Below are 16858 nucleotides of genomic sequence, written 5' to 3' on the forward strand. Positions count from 1 at the left end.
AAATAAGTTGAATAATTTCTTCAAATTCAAAAAAGGGAGCCGTCTCCGACAAATGATTTTAAATCATTTGGAGACAGCTCCTTTTTTTATAGTTACAAATTTATTTTTGCAATATTTTGAAGTAATACAAAACACATGAAATTCAACTATAATACATAAGTTGATTAGATTGTATTAATATCAAAAAAACGGGATTGTTGACAAATAAAAGAAAAGAATATATGATGAAATTGATTATGAAAGATCAAAATAAAATGGAACAGAGGAGATGTAATGTTATGAAGAAACTTGTAAAAAGATTAAACAAATCTATGCAAAGCGTTGAAGCTTACTGCTCTTGCTCTTGTCAAAGATTAGGTTGTCGTTGTTCTGGTGGTTATGATGCAAGTGCAGGTATTACAGCATCAATGGAAGCAGTTAATCAATCAATAACAGCTCAAACTTCTTCAGGCTTAGCTGCAAATTAAGATTAATCTTAATAAAACATGGACAAACCTTCTTAGTGTAAGGAATTAGACTAAGAAGGTTTGTAATTTAAGGGGGAGATTATGATAAGTGACAAACCATTTATTCATCTTTTTCATATGATAGATAAATATTATATGTATGATGTAAATAGAAATTTAATATTAAAAATTAATAAGAATACATATAAATCTCTTGAAGAGATATTAAATAATAACATAGATCTAAATGATAGTAGATATAAAGCTAAATATGGATCAATTAATGAGATGAAAAAACAAGGATATTTATCGTGCAAAAGATTTGATGAAATTGTTCATCCGTTAGATCCAATGCTTCCATATATTCTAGATAGCAAACTGAACATGATCATTTTACAAGTTACCCAACAGTGTAATTTTAGATGTAAATATTGTGTATATTCTGATGGATATGAAAATAGAAAATATACAAATCAAGTTATGAGTATAGAAACTGCAAAAAGAGGAATTGATTTTTTACTTAAACATTCAGCTAATAGTGAATCAGTACATATCGCCTTTTATGGTGGGGAACCATTATTAAGATTTGATTTTATTAAAGAGTGTATAGAATATGCAAAGGAGCAGTTTGAAGGTAAAAAGCTATTATTTAATATGACTACTAATGGAAGTCTAATTGATGATACAGTTATAGAATATTTAGTAGAGAATAATATGGGGTTAGTAATAAGTTTAGATGGACCTAAAAATATTCATGATAAAAATAGAGTTTTTGCCGGAAACAAGTGTGGTACTTTTGACAAAGTAATAGAAACTTTAGAAATGATAAGAACAAAGTATCCAAGTTATTTTAAGGAAAAAGTATTCTTAAGTGCAGTTATTGATAGTCAGTGCAACTTTGAAGATGTAAATAAGTTTTTTACGAATTGTGACACAGTTAAAGAGATGATTGCATTATCAGCCCTGATAAATGACACATATAGAACAAGTAAAGTTGAAGTAAATGAAGATTTTATAACAAAGTATGGATATGAGACTTTCAAAATATATCTCAATAAATTAAAAAGAATTGATGATAAGAGCATTTCTAATATATTTATGAAATATTCACAACAGAAAGATATGATGTTTAAAAGATTTTCAGAACCAGAAGATGGACTTTTGGATACAGGACATCCAGGCGGACCATGTATTCCAGGCGGTACTAGATTGTTTATGGATGTAAGTGGTAATCTATATCCATGTGAAAAGGTTAGCGAAGCTTCAGAAGTAGCAAAAATAGGACATGTAGATACAGGATTTAATATTGAAAAGGCAAGAAGCTTACTTAATATAGGTAAACTAACTCAAGAGAACTGCAAAAATTGTTGGGCATTTAGGTATTGTGAGTTGTGTGCAGCGGCGGCAGACTCTCTAACAAAGCTTTCACCAGAAAAGAAGCTTGTACGTTGTGAAAGCATAAGAAATGGTATAGAAGGTCTTATGAAAGATTACTGCACATTAAAGGAATTTGGTTACAATCCTCAGAATGATGTTGGAAATGAGATTCCAGTATATGAATGCATATAGAAAGGTGGACAGTGAATTATGAAAGAAAGGACAATAATATATCCTTATAATATCGACTTTTATCCTGTTTTAAGACATTTAAATAGTTTAAAATCACTTGATATAGCTGGTGTAGTGTCCCCTAAAGGTTGGGGGCTTACTGGAAAAGATGCTGGAAGTGTAGGTGGCGGAGAAAATATAGGTATTATGGTGGAAAGTAATTTTAGCAATATGCTTCAATCTTGTGACACTGTATTGTTTATAGAAAGTTATAATAACTTAGATTTTAATAGCTTTGTATATCCTAAGATGGTTGAAGCTATAAGTAAAGGAAAGAATATTATTTCTACATTAAAAATTGAAGATGATATTATTAATAAAATAGAAGAAAAATGTGAAGAAGAGGAGGTGTACTTTAAAAGTTATAATAATCTCAATGAAAATGTAAAGGATATATATATTTATAAAGAAGAAATAAAGGAAATAAGTACACCTATTATATTTGTTCTAGGATTATGTGATAGAACAAATAAATTTGAAATACAATTATCAATTCGGGAAGAATTTATTAGAAAAGGATATAAAGTCAGTCAAGTAGGATCTAAGAATTATTGTGAAATGTTTGGATTTCATTCATTCCCTAATTTTATGTATTCAAAGAAGTTTACTGAGTCTGAAAAGATAAAATTATTTAACGAATATATAAAGCAAATTGAAATAAATGAAAATCCAGATGTAATAGTTATAGGAATTCCTGGAGGAATATCTCCAATTAATAAGTTTGTTACAAATAAGTTTGGTATATTTGCTTATGAGGTATCACAGGCAGTTACTCCGGATGTATCTATATTAAGCTTAATATATAACAGTTATTCTGATAAGGATATTGAGTTTATAAAAAATAGCGTTAAGTATAAGTTGGGATTTGAAATTGATTGTTTAAACATAGGAAATAATGCAATTGATTGGGCAAAGTTAGAGGAAACAAAGTTATTAAATTTCATAACAGTTGATTCTAATAGCGTTGATAAAAAGAAAACATTATTAAAATCTAGATACAATACTATTTATAATATATTAAACTTAAAAGATGCAAAAGAGCTCACAGAATATTTTATTAATATGCTTTCTGCAAGTGAAGATGTTCAGTATGTATAGGAGAGATAATATGATAACAGATTTAACACTAAAAGATGAGAAGCTTAAAAAAATTTTTTGTGATAGATTCAAGATTGAATCAAAGTTTTGGAATGAAGATAATGCTAAGGCACATCTATTATCAAGCACAATTGGACTTGCTCCGAGAGATTTAATATATTTATTATTTGATGTGGAAAAAGAATTTGATATAAAAATTGAGGATAAATATATTGTTAGTGGGGAATTTTGTAGTTTTAATAATATAAAAAATATAATTTTAGAGCAGTTAAATACTGAAGAAAATTAAAAATTAGATTTTGTGAAAGAGATTTATTAATGATTAGCAAAAAGTTAAAATTAGCTATAATTGATGATGGAATAAATATTAATAGATATAGTATAGGAGAACTTGAATATGATGTTGAAGTTACATACAACCTCAAGATAAGGAAAGTTAACTCCATTGATTCATTTGATTCATCTCATGGAACAACATGTGCTGCCATAATAAAAAAAATAGCGCCCAATGCAAATTTGAGTAGTGTAAAGATTATAAATAATGAAACTTATAAATCAACAGCAGCTCAACTTGTTAAGTCAATAGAATGGTGTGTTGATAAAAAAATAGATATTGTTAATCTAAGCTTAGGTACTATAGATTATAGGGATTTTGAACCTATAAGGGAAGTGGTTAATTATGCAACTAAAAATGGATTAATTATAGTTGCTGCAGGTAATAATAATGTTGGTTATACATGTCCAGCATCTTTATCTAATGTTATTGGAGTAAAATGTGATATAAATAGTAAAATTTCACTTGATGAATGTGAATATGCTTATGATTTATATTCTCCTGATGGTATAGAGATAAATGCTCACTCTATAGATGAAATTACTAATTATAAGGGGGAGGTAAAAAAAATATTAAAGTGCAATAGTTTTGCTACTCCTTTTATAACAGCAAGTGTTTATAATATTATGTGCAGGCAAATAAACAATAATATAGTTAATGTTAAAAGAGAATTAATGAAGAGAGCTGTAAATTTCGCTTTAGGAAGAGATAATTATTTTTTTTCTAAAAATATAGATTGGATTGATAAGGCTATACTGTTTTCTGCCAATAAAGAAGATGAAAATATTATATCTAGTTATTGCAATATTGTCGAAAAAGTGAACCTAAAAGGAATTGATATAAAAGATAAGCTAAGGAACTTAATAAGATATATAAAATATAACATTACTATGATGAAAGTGATTGATACAATAATAATATTAATGGAGCATTACAGTATAACAAAATTCCAAGAAGATATATTTAAATTAATAGCTTATCTTAATTGTTATGGAAAAAACCTAATTATCATTGATAATGGGGAAAATGAGTTAGAGTTAAGTAAACTTAAAAATACAATAGGAACAAAAATTTGGCATCAATCTTTATATAAAAACATTAAGCGTAAAATTAGTAACAATAAAAATAGTCCTTTGATAGTTATATATGATTTTGCAGGAAATTTATCAAGCATTGTAGCCATTGGATTGAAAAAATTATTTCAGGCAAATGGGTATTACTGCGTTGCTGGTACAAATGAAGTAAAAGGTATTATATATGGACTGGAATATGTACCGGTCGATAGATTAGGTATGATCACAAATAATATTTACAATGAAGATATATACATATATTGTGTTAATAATTTAAGATGCGAAGTTGATTTGCAGCCAGATGTAACAGTAATTATAGAAAGTGAAAAAAGCATTATTGAACTTGATGTTTCTATTACATTAAATGAAAACATAATTTTTGTTAATGAAAATGTAGATTTAAATAAGTTATATAATGATATATTTAATTTATTCGAAGAATAATGAAGTTAAAAATCAATTGATGAGGTTTTTCACTAATTACAATTTTATAGTATATATTAGGAGAGTATAGGAGAACTTAGTCTGTATAAGATAGGTTCTCTTTTTGTTAGTCATTTTTATTAAGTTAATAAGAATCAAATGGGAATGGTTTTAGAGTATTTAATGAAATTAAATTAAGAAGATTAGAAAAAGTGACATATGATTAAAGAAATAACGAATTAATAATTATAAGTATAAATAATATGGGGAGTGATTGGAATGGGTGAGATATTAATTCAAATAAAAGAAATGTTAGAAGAGGATGAAAATGTAATCTTTCATAAAATACAAAATATATCTATTGATTATGGTAAAAATATTAATAGTAGTGAAATAAATGAAATTAAGGATGTAGACATATATATAAGTGATTTAGCCAATATATATATCTATGTTGAAGGGTCAGATTCTAGTTATTTTTTTAAGCAAGGTAAGGTAGTGAAAAGATTTAAGTATAAGGTTATTGGAGATAATGTTTTTATTGATATAAAAAATCAAAGATTTATACCTAAGAAGAAAATGTTTTTTGTTCCTTATGCTAAGGTAAATATAAATATTAAAATGGATTTAGAGGAATTTGAGAAACTTAATTCTGGACTTAAAGTTTTACTATTTAAGGGAGAAGATGAGGTTGAAGAAGATAGTAAAAAAGAAACAGATTTATTAGTAGGAAATAATCTATATAAGTTATATGGAAATAATAAAGAAGAATCAGCAGCGTTAAAGGGGGTAACCCTAAGGGTTCATGAAGGAGATTTTATATGTATTATGGGACCTTCAGGATCAGGTAAATCGACTCTTATAAATCTTTTATCTACAATAGATGAGCCCACAAGAGGCACTATAAAGTTTAATGGAAAGAATATATTATCTATGGGTGAACGTGAAATAGCAAAGTTTAGATACGAGAACTTAGGGTTTATATTTCAAAATTTTAACCTTATAGACAACCTTACTATAAAAGAAAATATTTCGATTCCAATGCTTTTGGCTTCTAACTCCATGGAAGAAATAGAGTATAAAGTAAATAGGATAGTTGAGAAATTAGACATTAGGGATTTGCTAAATAAATATCCTTATGAGTGTTCTGGTGGGGAAAATCAGAGGGTAGCATGTGCTAGAGCCTTGGTTACTAGTCCCAAGATAATCGTAGCAGATGAGCCTACTGGGAATTTAGATACTAAGAATTCTCATGAACTTTTAACTATGCTGCAAAGACTTAATAGAGAAGGTACAACAATATTGATGGTAACTCATGATAATATGATAGCAAGTTATTCACAAAAACTATTATTTATTAGAGATGGTAGAGTGGATAAGATACTCAAGAGAGAAGATTTATCACAAAAAGAATACTTTCATAAAATAATTGATATTACTTCTAAAGAATCGCAAAACTTAATTGATATTTTATAGGAGGAGTAGATATGGGAGTTTTAAGATATATAAAGATGACATTTATAGATGATATAAAAAAAAGCGTACTATATATTGCAGTAATGGTGTTCTCGATAATTATAATTTTTAATACATTCAATATAATTTTTAATGAACAAATAGTTGCATATAGAAGTAAGGAATACATGGACATGTCTAAGTTAGTGTTTATTATTTTAGCAGTATCTATTATGTTTATTGCATTTGCTAACTCATATTACTTAGAAGATAAGTTTAAAGAATATGCTGTTATTACTCTTTCAGGGAGGTCAGTTGGGGAAATTTGTATTATTGTAGTTATTAGAAACTTTATAGTTACTGCTATTTCTATAGTTATAGGGTGCTTGTTAGGAGCAATAACTAGCGTTTTTGTTTTAAATGGAATTTCTAAACTAGTAGGGGTAAATATTAATGGTAACTATATTTCAGTGGAAGCGTTAATATTAACAACCGTAATCATATTTACAGAACTGGAATCAGTGTTTCTTATCAACACTGGATCAATATATAAAAAGAGTATAAATGAATTAGTAAATAGAAAAAAGAGAGCATATATTCCAGACAATAGAAGGGTAAAAATTAATCCTATTATATATATAATAATTTATTTATTACCATTGGCAGTAGCAGTAATACCTACATCTCCAGAAGAAAGAATTAAAAATATAAGTTTTGCTATTATTATTGGGATTTTTGGAATTCAGGGCATTATAAGATATGTAATACCAGGGGTCATAAATAATTATAGGAATGGTAAAAAGATAGCAGATAAGTGCAAGCTAATAATAGCAAGCAATTTATTTTTCTCAATACAAAAGTCTATTGTTTTAACGTTATTTTTGGTGGTTTCAAGTGTTTTAACAATATCTACAGCAGGACAGTATAGGATGGGCACCGTAGTTAATACTATGTCACTTGCTTGCTATATTCTGATAATTGGTATTATGAGCATTACAGTAGTTTATAAGTTTCTAATTGAAGCAAAATCCAGGAAGGAAAATTTTGAGCAATTAAAATTACTTGGATATACAAAACGTGAGATAAAGAAAATAATACAAACAGAGGTAGTAGTGTATTATGCAATAATTATATTATTAGCGCTTTTATATATTTTAATAGTAGCGTTAGGCAGTGCTATGGCAGGTTTAATGAGTATTAAATTGGCAATAGTTGTGGTAATGGAATATATAATTATATTTTTGACAACTGCAATGGTATCGCTTGGTGAATATAAAAAAATTGCATTGCTTAATTAAAAATAATTATTAATTAGTATTTACTTTTTGGAGATAAGGAATATAATATAGTTATAAAGATTGTTAAAAGATAAACAATGAGAAGTGGAAGTATTTCTCAGTATGGAGGTATTAGTATGAAAATAATAATAGTTGGATGTACACATGCAGGAACTGCAACTGTAGTTAACTTGAAAGAACTTTATCCAGAGAGTGAAATTACCATATATGAAAAGAATGATAATATATCATTTTTATCCTGTGGAATTGCATTAAATGTAGGAAGGGTAGTTAAAGATACTAAGAGTCTTTTTTATAATTCACCTGAAAGCCTTGCAAAATTAGGTGTTATTACAAATATGAAACATGAAGTTCTAGATATTAATTTTGATGATAAGAAGATAAGTGTAAAAAATTTAGTTACAAATAAGGTTTTTGAAGATAGCTATGATAAACTTGTTCTTACTTTAGGATCTTGGCCAATAGTGCCTAAATTTGAAGGTGGGGATTTAGAAAACATAGTATTATGTAAAAATCATGATCATGCTATAAATATAATAGAGAAGTCTGATAATGCTAAAAATGTAGTGGTGATAGGCGCTGGATATATTGGCGTTGAACTAGTAGAAGCATTTGAATCTCAAGGTAAAAAAGTAACTTTAATTGATGCAGAAAATAGGATAATGGCTAAATATTTAGATAAGGAATTTACAGATGTAGCAGAAAATGAATTTAGAGGTAGGGGAGTGAACCTAGTTTTAGGAGAGAAAGTTCAAAAATTTAAAGGTGAAGATGGTAAGGTAACAGAAGTTGTAACTGAAAAAGGTTCTTATAAAGGTGATTTAGTAGTTCTATGTATTGGGTTTGCTCCAAATACTAAACTTGTAAAAGATAAGTTAGAAACATTACCTAATGGAGCTATAATAATAGATGAATATATGAGGACAAGTAGGGAAGATGTATATGCCGCTGGAGATTGTTGTGTTGTTAAGTTTAATCCAGCAAAAGATACAAGGTATATTCCATTAGCCACAAATGCAGTTAGAATGGGAACTTTGGTTGCTATGAATATTAGTAAACCAACAATTAGATATATGGGGACTCAAGGGACATCAGGTATTAAAATATACGATCAGTGTATTGCATCTACAGGAATGACTGAAGAAGTTGCAAAGAGTACAACATCTATAAGTGTAGGAAGTGTAATTGTCACAGAAAATTATAGACCAGAGTTTATGCCTACCCATGAATCAGCGACAATAAAACTTGTTTTTGATAAAGATACTAAAAGGATAATTGGAGGACAAATAATTTCAAAAGTAGATTTAACTCAAAGTATGAATACTATATCGGTAGTTATCCAAAATGAAATGACTTTAGAGGAATTGGCAATGACAGATTTCTTTTTCCAACCACAGTTTAATAAGCCATGGAATATATTAAATACAGTAGCTTTAAAAGCAATTTAGTTTGTTCATATATAAAAACATTAATAAAAAGCCTTCCTTTTAGGGAGGTTTTATTAATATGTATGGAGTATCTTGAGAAATTAATTTGTCCTAAGATTTAGAATGGTGGTATAATTATATAATTTAGGGGGGATATGGATGGTAATTGATTTTACGGTGCCAGATAGAGTGATAAAGGAACCAACTACATTGTTTCAGAATATTTGTGAAAATAATAGTTTTCCAGCAATATACAAAGGTTTACGGGATATTAATTTTCCAATAGCATGTATAGGTAGAGATAGTTATGTTTGGGGTGCAAAGCTCCATACTGGAATAGAGTTTACTATTTCAAAAGGTTATGCAATTCATAATTTACAAATAGGGAATTTTGTTTCAATAGCTCCTTATGGAGAGTATAATATTGCAATGAATCATAATTATTTAAATTTAGCTATGGGAGTGTCAAATTTATTTGAAAAAGATGATGAAATTAAATCAGAATTTAAGATGAAAGGTCAAATATTAATACAAAATGATGTTTGGATAGGGCAGAGTGTGAGTGTAATGCATGGAGTGACAATACATAATGGTGCGGTAGTCGCTGCCAATTCACATGTTGTTAAAGATGTTCCGCCTTATGCTATAGTAGGTGGAAATCCTGCTAAAATAATAAAGTATAGATTTAGTAAGGACATAATAGATAAACTTCTTACTATTCAATGGTGGAATTGGAATAGTGAAAAGATACAAAAGAATAGTGAATATTTTTATAATGAAGATATAAATAAGTTTTGTGATAGATTTTATGATGAAGCATTAGAAGAAAAGAAAAAAGTAAAGGAATTGAATATTGATAAATTGAAATATACATATTTATTTTTCCCTGACTTTATAGAAAAATTTTATGTTTGGGAAAGAGTAATACAACAATTTGCAGATACCTTTAAAGAAAATGATGATTGTTTATTGATATTATATATAGAAGAAGAATTTGCAAACACCAATAGTGAACTTGTCAATACATTTAATTTATATATTGATAAAGTGTTATTGAATAATTGTGCTAAGTGTAGCATTACTATATGTATAGATACAAAAGAAAATGAAAGAGCAATATTTAAAAGCACAGATTACTTTATTACAACTAGAAGCAAAGATACTATACTTCATTCATGTTATGCAGATGAAAACAATGTAGAAATATTGTCAGGTGTGGATGAAATAATATTTTAATTTTAAATAAAAGAATATAATTATAAATGTTATCTAAGTTAAAAATGAGATAACATTTTTTTTGGAAAAAGTACATTGACAATTAGGATTTTAGAATATATAATTAAGTCAATGAATATATTTGATGCAATTTAATTTTGTGAAATATTAATGAAGTGGAAAGCATGGATAATTATAAATATATAAAATATAGATAATAAATTATGTTTTCCATTATATGTAGCGTCAAGAGAAGTCTTTAAAGATACTGTTGAAAAAGTTATGCTAGGATAAGTAATTTTTTTTAGTCATATGAATTGAATAAAATTAAATTTATAAAAATAGAATGTAAGCAATCTTTAGTAAAAGAAAGGAGATAATTAATTATGAATTTTTATGATTTTTCAGCTAAAAAGATGAATGGACAAGAGGTGAAGATGGAGGAATACAAAAACAAAGTTGTTCTTGTTGTTAATACAGCAAGTAAGTGCGGATTGACACCTCAATTTGAAGAATTGGAGATGTTATATAAGGATTATAGAGAGCAAGGTCTTGAAATATTAGGATTTCCATGTAATCAGTTTGCTAAACAAGATTCAGGAAGCAATGATGAGATAAATCAATTTTGTAAATTAAATTATGGAGTAACTTTTACAATGTTTGAAAAAATAAAAGTTAATGGGGAAGATGCACATCCTTTATATAAATATTTAAAAGAACAAGAAAAAGGTTTTTTAAGTAAGGAAATTAAATGGAATTTCACTAAGTTTTTAATAGATCAAGATGGAAATGTTGTTAAAAGGTATGCCCCAACAGTAAAACCATTAAAGATTAAAAGTGATATAGAAAATCTATTGAAGAAATAAATTTAATAGGTTAAGGAGAAAATAATATGAATGAAAGATATGATATTGCAATAATAGGTACTGGAGTGGCAGGATTATCTGCAGCACTAAATGCAAAGATAAGAAATAAAAAGTTTATCATTTTTGGAGGAGAAGAGGTTAGTAACAAATTAGTGAAAGCTCATAAGATTAATAATTACTTAGGATTATACGGAAAAAGCGGAACAGAACTTAAAAATGAATTTATGAGTCATTTACAATCTATGGATATACAAATTACTAAGGAAAAGATAAATAATGTATATCCAATGGGAGATTATTATGCATTAATGGCAAATGATAAGATGTATGAAGCAACTTCAATAATATTAGCTACAGGAGTTAACTTTGGAAAGCCATTCAAAGGTGAAGATGAACTATTGGGAAAAGGTGTAGGATATTGTGCTACTTGTGATGCTCCATTATATAAGAATAAAGTTGTTACAATAATTGCATATAATAAGCATGAAGAAGATGAAGCTAACTTTATATCAACTATAGCTTCAAAAGTATATTATATTCCTATGTATAAGGAAGAAGTAGAGGTAGATTCTTCAATAGAGATTGTAAATGATCTTCCTATAGAAATTTTAGGAGATAAAGTAGTTGAAAAATTAATTCTTAAAAATAGAGAAATAATAACTGATGGAATTTTTATATTAAGAGAGAGCATTTCACCAGAACAATTAGTCCCAGGACTAAGAATTGAAGATAGACATGTAGAAGTTGATAGATTAATGAAAACTAATCTGAAAGGGTGTTTTGCAGCAGGAGATATAGTAGGGACACCATATCAATATATTAAGGCTGCAGGAGAAGGAAATATAGCTGCATTGTCAGCCGTTGCATATATAGATGAATTAAGAAGGAAAAAAATTAGGAGGAAGAATAAATGGCAAAGGTAATAGGTTCAGTAGATTTTGAAAATGAAGTAAAAGATGGAGTTGTGGTAGTGGATTTTTTTGCACAGTGGTGTGCACCGTGTAAGATGTTAGCTCCAATTTTTCAGGAATTAGGAGCGGAGTTAGAAGAAAAAGCTAACTTTATAAAGGTTGATGTAGATCAAAGCCCTGATATTGCAAGTAAGTATAGTATAACCAATATACCAGCGATGCTAATTTTTAAAGATGGAGAAAAAGTAGATTCAATGGTTGGTTTTTCGCCAAAGGAAATAATTAAGGAAAAAGTAGAACAATATATATAAAAGGAGAGATTATTATGATATATGATTTTAAAGTTAAAAATGTAGAAGGTAAAAAAATTTCAATGGAGCAATATAAAGGAAAGGTATTGTTAATAGTTAATACAGCTACAGGATGTGGCTTTACACCACAGTATGAAGGACTTCAAAAACTTTATGACCAATATAAGAATGATGGCTTTGAGATATTAGATTTTCCATGTAATCAATTCTTTGAGCAAGCACCGGGAAGTGATTCAGAGATTGTAAATTTTTGTCAATTAAATTATGGAACAACTTTTGAAACATTCTCCAAAATAGATGTGAATGGGGAGAATGCAGATGAATTATACAAGTTTTTAAAGAAGGAAGCTCCTAAGGCTGTTGAAGATGCAGCATCAGAAGGATTATATAGCAAGTTATCGGAAATGGGTTTTAGCACAACAGGGGAAGATATTAAATGGAATTTCACAAAATTCCTTGTAGACAAAGAAGGAAGTGTTGTTGCTAGGTTTGCACCAACATATGAACCTGAAAAGATTGAAGAACAAATTAAAGAGCTGCTTAATAAGCAATTATAAATAGGAATAACCATTGATATTCTAGTACTGGTTCTGCTTTTTGCATGGAGAAATGGTATAATATTAGATTTCATGGTGATACTATAACATTGATAATGGAATTTTATTATGTATATAGAAAATGAAAATATTTCAACTTCAAAATGCATATAATAGTTCGAAAATACTTAAATAAAGGAGTGAACAAGATGGAAGATAATGATATGATATGCAATTGTATGGGGCTTACTGTACGAGATATAAAAGATGCTATTGATAATGGGGCTAAATCTTTTGATGATGTACAAGAAGCTACACAGGTTGCTACTGGATGTGGAGCTTGCGAAGAGAGTGTTAGAGAATTAGTAGATGAGTTATTAGCAGAGAAATAGAAGGATAAAAATATTTATTTTTTTATACTGCTATTTTAAAAGAAATTATTATTAAAGAATAGAAAAGATTTCACATATAAATAAAAAAATCTGTAATACTATTTGTATCACAGATTTTTTTATTATTCACCTAAATAGGCATTCTTTATACTATCATCATTTAGAAGTATCTTAGCATCCCCAGATTGAACTATCTTCCCTGTTTCAAGAACATAAGCTCTGTCAGCGATAGCAAGAGCCATATTAGCATTTTGTTCAACTAAGAGAATAGTTGTACCAGATTTATTGATTTCAACGATGGTATCAAATATATCTTTAACAACAAGTGGTGCAAGGCCCATCGATGGTTCATCAAGTATAAGCATTTCTGGTCTATTCATTAAAGCCCTACCTATAGCCAGCATCTGTTGTTCGCCACCAGACAATGTACCAGCGTGTTGCTTTTCTCTTTCTTTTAATCTTGGAAATTTAGCAAAAACCATTTCCATATCTTTTTTTATTTCAGTTTTATCTTTTCTTAGATAAGCACCTAATTCTAAGTTTTCCATAACAGTTAGGGTTGGAAATACTCTCCTTCCTTCAGGAACATGAGATAGTCCTAAAGACACTATTTTATTAGCAGGTATCTTATTTAAGTGGGATCCTTTAAATGTAACAGTACCTGATTTTATAGGTTCTAAACCAGAGATAGCTCTAAGGGTAGAAGTTTTTCCGGCTCCATTAGCTCCTATTAATGTCACTATTTCTCCTTGTCTTACCTCAAGAGAAATATCTTTTAATGCGTGTATTACGCCATAATATAGATTAATGTTATCTATCTTTAGCACTTTTATACCCCCTCTCCAAGGTAAGCTTCAATTACCTTTGGATTGTTTTTAATTTCATTAGGAGTACCTTCTGCAATCTTTTTTCCATAGTCAAGAACTGCTATCTTATCGCAAATTCCCATAACGAGTTTCATATCATGCTCAATTAAGAGAACTGATATATGAAATTCGTCCTTAATCCAATTGATAAGGTTCATAAGTTCCATAGTTTCTTGTGGATTCATGCCAGCAGCAGGCTCATCTAATAATAATAATGAAGGTTTTGCTGCTAAAGCTCTTACTATTTCAAGTTTTCTTTGTTCTCCATAAGGAAGATTACTAGCTAAATCATTCATTTTTGAATGAAGAGAAAAGACTTTTAATAATTCAATGCTTTTGTTAGTAATTTCAGCTTCTTCTTTTCTGAACTTTGGTGTTCTAAAAATAGAATCAAAAAGAGAATAATTAACTCTATAATTAAAACTAACTTTTACATTATCAAGAACAGTAAGATTAGAAAATAAACGTATATTTTGAAAGGTTCTAGCTATTTTCTTTTTTGTAATGTTATAAGGTTTAAGACCTTGTATTTTTTCTCCCAAATAAGCTATAGTACCTTCGGTAGGAGTGTAAACTCCAGTTAGCATGTTAAAGACTGTGGTTTTTCCAGCTCCATTAGGACCAATAAGTCCAACAATTTCTTTAGCTTTTATATTTAGGTTGAAGTCAGATACTGCTTTTAATCCACCAAATTCAATAGATAAATGTTCAACATTTAGCATTTACTTAATCCCCCTTTCATTTTTTGACTTTGAATTATTCATAGGAAAAGCTCTCTTGAATATTTTAAGTGAAAGTTCCTTATTACCTAATAATCCTTGAGGTCTAAATATCATAAGAATAATAAGAGCTAAAGGATATATTAACATCCTGAAGTCTCCAAGACTTCTCAAAAGCTCTGGCAAGAAAGTTAGCATAACAGTAGCAATAACAGAACCAGATAGGGAACCCATACCACCAAAAACAACAAAAGTTAAATAATTTATTGATTGATTAAAGTCAAACGATACTGGTTGGATATATCCCATGTAATGTGAATAGAGTCCACCAGCCATACCAGCAAAAAAAGCTCCTACTATAAATGCAATAATTTTATATTTAAATGCATTTATTCCCATTGATTCAGCAGCAATTTCATTTTCACGAACAGATAACATTGCTCTACCTTGCGATGAATGAATTATATTATATATAACTATGATCGCTATTACCATGAACAAGAATGCCAAAGTAAAAGTTGTTTTCTTTGGAATGCCAGTAAGACCACGGGCACCTCCGATTGCGTCAATATTCATAATAATTATTCTAATAATTTCACCAAAAGCTAAAGTTGTTATTGCGAAATAATCTCCTGTAAGCCTTAGGGTAGGATATCCTATTAATGCTGCAAATATACAGGCAATTATTGCACCAATAATTATTGAAAGAATAAATGGAATACCTGCTTTTTGTGTTATTATTGCTGATACATATGCCCCAATTGACATGAATCCAGCATGACCTAAACTTAATTGCCCTGTAAATCCAACTATTAGATTTAGAGAAACAGCTAAGACGATGTTTATTAAAGATAGGGTAATAATACCTGTGTAGTAAGAATTTATGACACCTGCACTTATTAATCCTAATAAAATTCCATATGTAATCAGTGTGCCTACTATAATGATAGCTGCTTTTTTATTAATAAAATTTTTCATATTAGCACCTACACTTTCTCATTGGTCTTTTTGCCTAATAGACCAGAAGGCTTAATTAAAAGTATTATAATTAAAATTCCAAATACTATTGCATCTGAAAAGTTAGTAGATATATAAGCTTTTGAAAAAGTTTCAAGTGCTCCAATAGCAATTCCACCAACAAGAGCTCCAGGAATACTTCCAATGCCCCCAAGCACTGCTGCAACAAATGATTTGAGCCCGGGCATAACTCCCATATAAGGAGTAATACTTGGGTAAGATATTGCAACTAGAACTCCAGCTATACCAGCTAGGGCTGAACCTATAGCAAAGGTCAGTGAAATAGTATTGTTAACATTTATACCCATAAGAGAGGCAGCTTCCATGTCTTGAGAAGATGCTCTCATAGCTTTTCCAATCTTAGTCTTATAAACAATAAATTGAAGTAGAATAACAAGAGCTGCAGAAACTACAAACATCAAGATTGTTTTCCACTCAATTTGAATAGGACCTATATTTAATGTTCCTGCATTAATTAAGTCTGGAAATGGTTTAGGATTAGAACCGACCAGAATTCTCATAGCATTTTGTAGAAATAAAGATACTCCAATTGCAGTAATAAGCAAAGTTATTCTTGGAGAATTTCTTAACGGCTTATATGCAATTTTTTCTATTATAATGCCTGCTAGTCCAGAAGCAATCATCGCTATAAGTAATGTTGGGATTAATGGTAATCCTAAAGTTGAGGCAGAATAGAAGCCCGCGAAGGCTCCTATCATATATATTTCGCCATGAGCAAAGTTTATAAGTTGTATGATACCATATACCATTGTATAACCCAATGCTAATAAGGCATATACACTACCTAAAGCTAAACCATTAATGAGTTGTTGTAAAAATTCCATAGTATATTTCTCCTTATT

The 16858-nt window shown here is 28.9% G+C and carries 18 protein-coding genes; 14 read left to right on the forward strand and 4 right to left on the reverse strand.

Annotated elements, in window-relative coordinates; translation table 11 throughout:
- Positions 1-278 precede the first annotated feature (278 nt).
- The 14 genes from FAY47_RS16630 to FAY47_RS16695 all read left to right on the forward strand — a co-directional run bounded on the left by FAY47_RS16630 (position 279) and on the right by FAY47_RS16695 (position 13393).
- Positions 279-467, forward strand: coding sequence for a CLI_3235 family bacteriocin precursor (locus FAY47_RS16630; protein WP_185966877.1), 189 nt, complete (start codon positions 279-281; stop codon positions 465-467).
- An 81-nt stretch (positions 468-548) separates the two neighbouring features.
- Entirely contained in the window at positions 549-2015 is a 1467-nt protein-coding gene (gene ccpM / locus FAY47_RS16635; protein WP_143318061.1) for a Cys-rich peptide radical SAM maturase CcpM, read from the forward strand.
- Between the two features lie 18 nt (positions 2016-2033).
- Complete coding sequence (locus FAY47_RS16640; protein ID WP_143318062.1) at positions 2034-3152, forward strand: TIGR04066 family peptide maturation system protein; 1119 nt, start codon at positions 2034-2036, stop codon at positions 3150-3152.
- 10 nt (positions 3153-3162) lie between these two features.
- Positions 3163-3441: a peptide maturation system acyl carrier-related protein gene (locus tag FAY47_RS16645; protein ID WP_185966878.1), complete on the forward strand. Its 279-nt coding sequence runs from the start codon at positions 3163-3165 to the stop codon at positions 3439-3441.
- A 29-nt stretch (positions 3442-3470) separates the two neighbouring features.
- Positions 3471-5003 carry a S8 family serine peptidase gene (locus FAY47_RS16650; RefSeq protein ID WP_143318064.1) on the forward strand — a complete coding sequence of 511 codons (1533 nt, stop codon included), beginning with the start codon at positions 3471-3473 and terminating at the stop codon, positions 5001-5003.
- Positions 5004-5261: 258 nt separating this feature from the next.
- Positions 5262-6458, forward strand: a complete 1197-nt coding sequence (locus FAY47_RS16655; protein WP_243129650.1) for an ABC transporter ATP-binding protein — start codon at positions 5262-5264, stop codon at positions 6456-6458.
- Positions 6459-6469: 11 nt separating this feature from the next.
- The gene (locus FAY47_RS16660; protein ID WP_143318065.1) at positions 6470-7735 is read left to right on the forward strand and encodes an FtsX-like permease family protein; all 1266 of its coding nucleotides are present in this window, start codon (positions 6470-6472) and stop codon (positions 7733-7735) included.
- A gap of 116 nt (positions 7736-7851) precedes the next feature.
- Entirely contained in the window at positions 7852-9183 is a 1332-nt protein-coding gene (locus FAY47_RS16665; protein ID WP_143318066.1) for an FAD-dependent oxidoreductase, read from the forward strand.
- A 138-nt stretch (positions 9184-9321) separates the two neighbouring features.
- Positions 9322-10398, forward strand: a complete 1077-nt coding sequence (locus FAY47_RS16670) for a CatB-related O-acetyltransferase (protein ID WP_243129651.1) — start codon at positions 9322-9324, stop codon at positions 10396-10398.
- Between the two features lie 365 nt (positions 10399-10763).
- A complete protein-coding gene (locus FAY47_RS16675; protein WP_143318067.1) occupies positions 10764-11243 on the forward strand; it encodes a glutathione peroxidase in 480 nt (159 codons plus the stop codon).
- Positions 11244-11269: 26 nt separating this feature from the next.
- Positions 11270-12166, forward strand: coding sequence for an NAD(P)/FAD-dependent oxidoreductase (locus tag FAY47_RS16680; RefSeq protein ID WP_143318068.1), 897 nt, complete (start codon positions 11270-11272; stop codon positions 12164-12166).
- Positions 12154-12465 (forward strand): thioredoxin, encoded by a 312-nt coding sequence (gene trxA, locus FAY47_RS16685; RefSeq protein WP_143318069.1) that lies wholly within the window; start codon positions 12154-12156, stop codon positions 12463-12465. The genes FAY47_RS16680 and trxA overlap by 13 nt, the downstream gene beginning before the upstream one ends.
- A 14-nt stretch (positions 12466-12479) precedes the next feature.
- Positions 12480-13022, forward strand: a complete 543-nt coding sequence (locus FAY47_RS16690; RefSeq protein WP_143318070.1) for a glutathione peroxidase — start codon at positions 12480-12482, stop codon at positions 13020-13022.
- A 188-nt stretch (positions 13023-13210) separates the two neighbouring features.
- On the forward strand, positions 13211-13393 hold the full coding sequence (locus FAY47_RS16695; RefSeq protein ID WP_143318071.1) for a (2Fe-2S)-binding protein: 183 nt from the start codon (positions 13211-13213) through the stop codon (positions 13391-13393).
- A 122-nt stretch (positions 13394-13515) separates the two neighbouring features.
- Here the strand turns inward: FAY47_RS16695 and FAY47_RS16700 are convergent, their stop codons facing one another.
- Genes FAY47_RS16700 through FAY47_RS16715 form a run of 4 tightly spaced genes read right to left on the reverse strand, consistent with a single transcriptional unit; the run spans position 13516 to position 16840 of the window.
- Positions 13516-14220, reverse strand: coding sequence for an ABC transporter ATP-binding protein (locus FAY47_RS16700; protein WP_143318072.1), 705 nt, complete (start codon positions 14218-14220; stop codon positions 13516-13518).
- A 2-nt stretch (positions 14221-14222) separates the two neighbouring features.
- The gene (locus FAY47_RS16705) at positions 14223-14981 is read right to left on the reverse strand and encodes an ABC transporter ATP-binding protein (RefSeq protein WP_143318073.1); all 759 of its coding nucleotides are present in this window, start codon (positions 14979-14981) and stop codon (positions 14223-14225) included.
- Positions 14982-15956: a branched-chain amino acid ABC transporter permease gene (locus FAY47_RS16710; RefSeq protein ID WP_143318074.1), complete on the reverse strand. Its 975-nt coding sequence runs from the start codon at positions 15954-15956 to the stop codon at positions 14982-14984.
- Between the two features lie 8 nt (positions 15957-15964).
- A complete protein-coding gene (locus FAY47_RS16715) occupies positions 15965-16840 on the reverse strand; it encodes a branched-chain amino acid ABC transporter permease (protein WP_143318075.1) in 876 nt (291 codons plus the stop codon).
- Between the last annotated feature and the right edge of the window lie 18 nt (positions 16841-16858).

Origin of the sequence: Clostridium sp. HBUAS56017, from assembly GCF_007115085.1 — a bacterium.
Classification (GTDB): Bacteria; Bacillota; Clostridia; order Clostridiales; family Clostridiaceae; genus Clostridium; species Clostridium cibarium.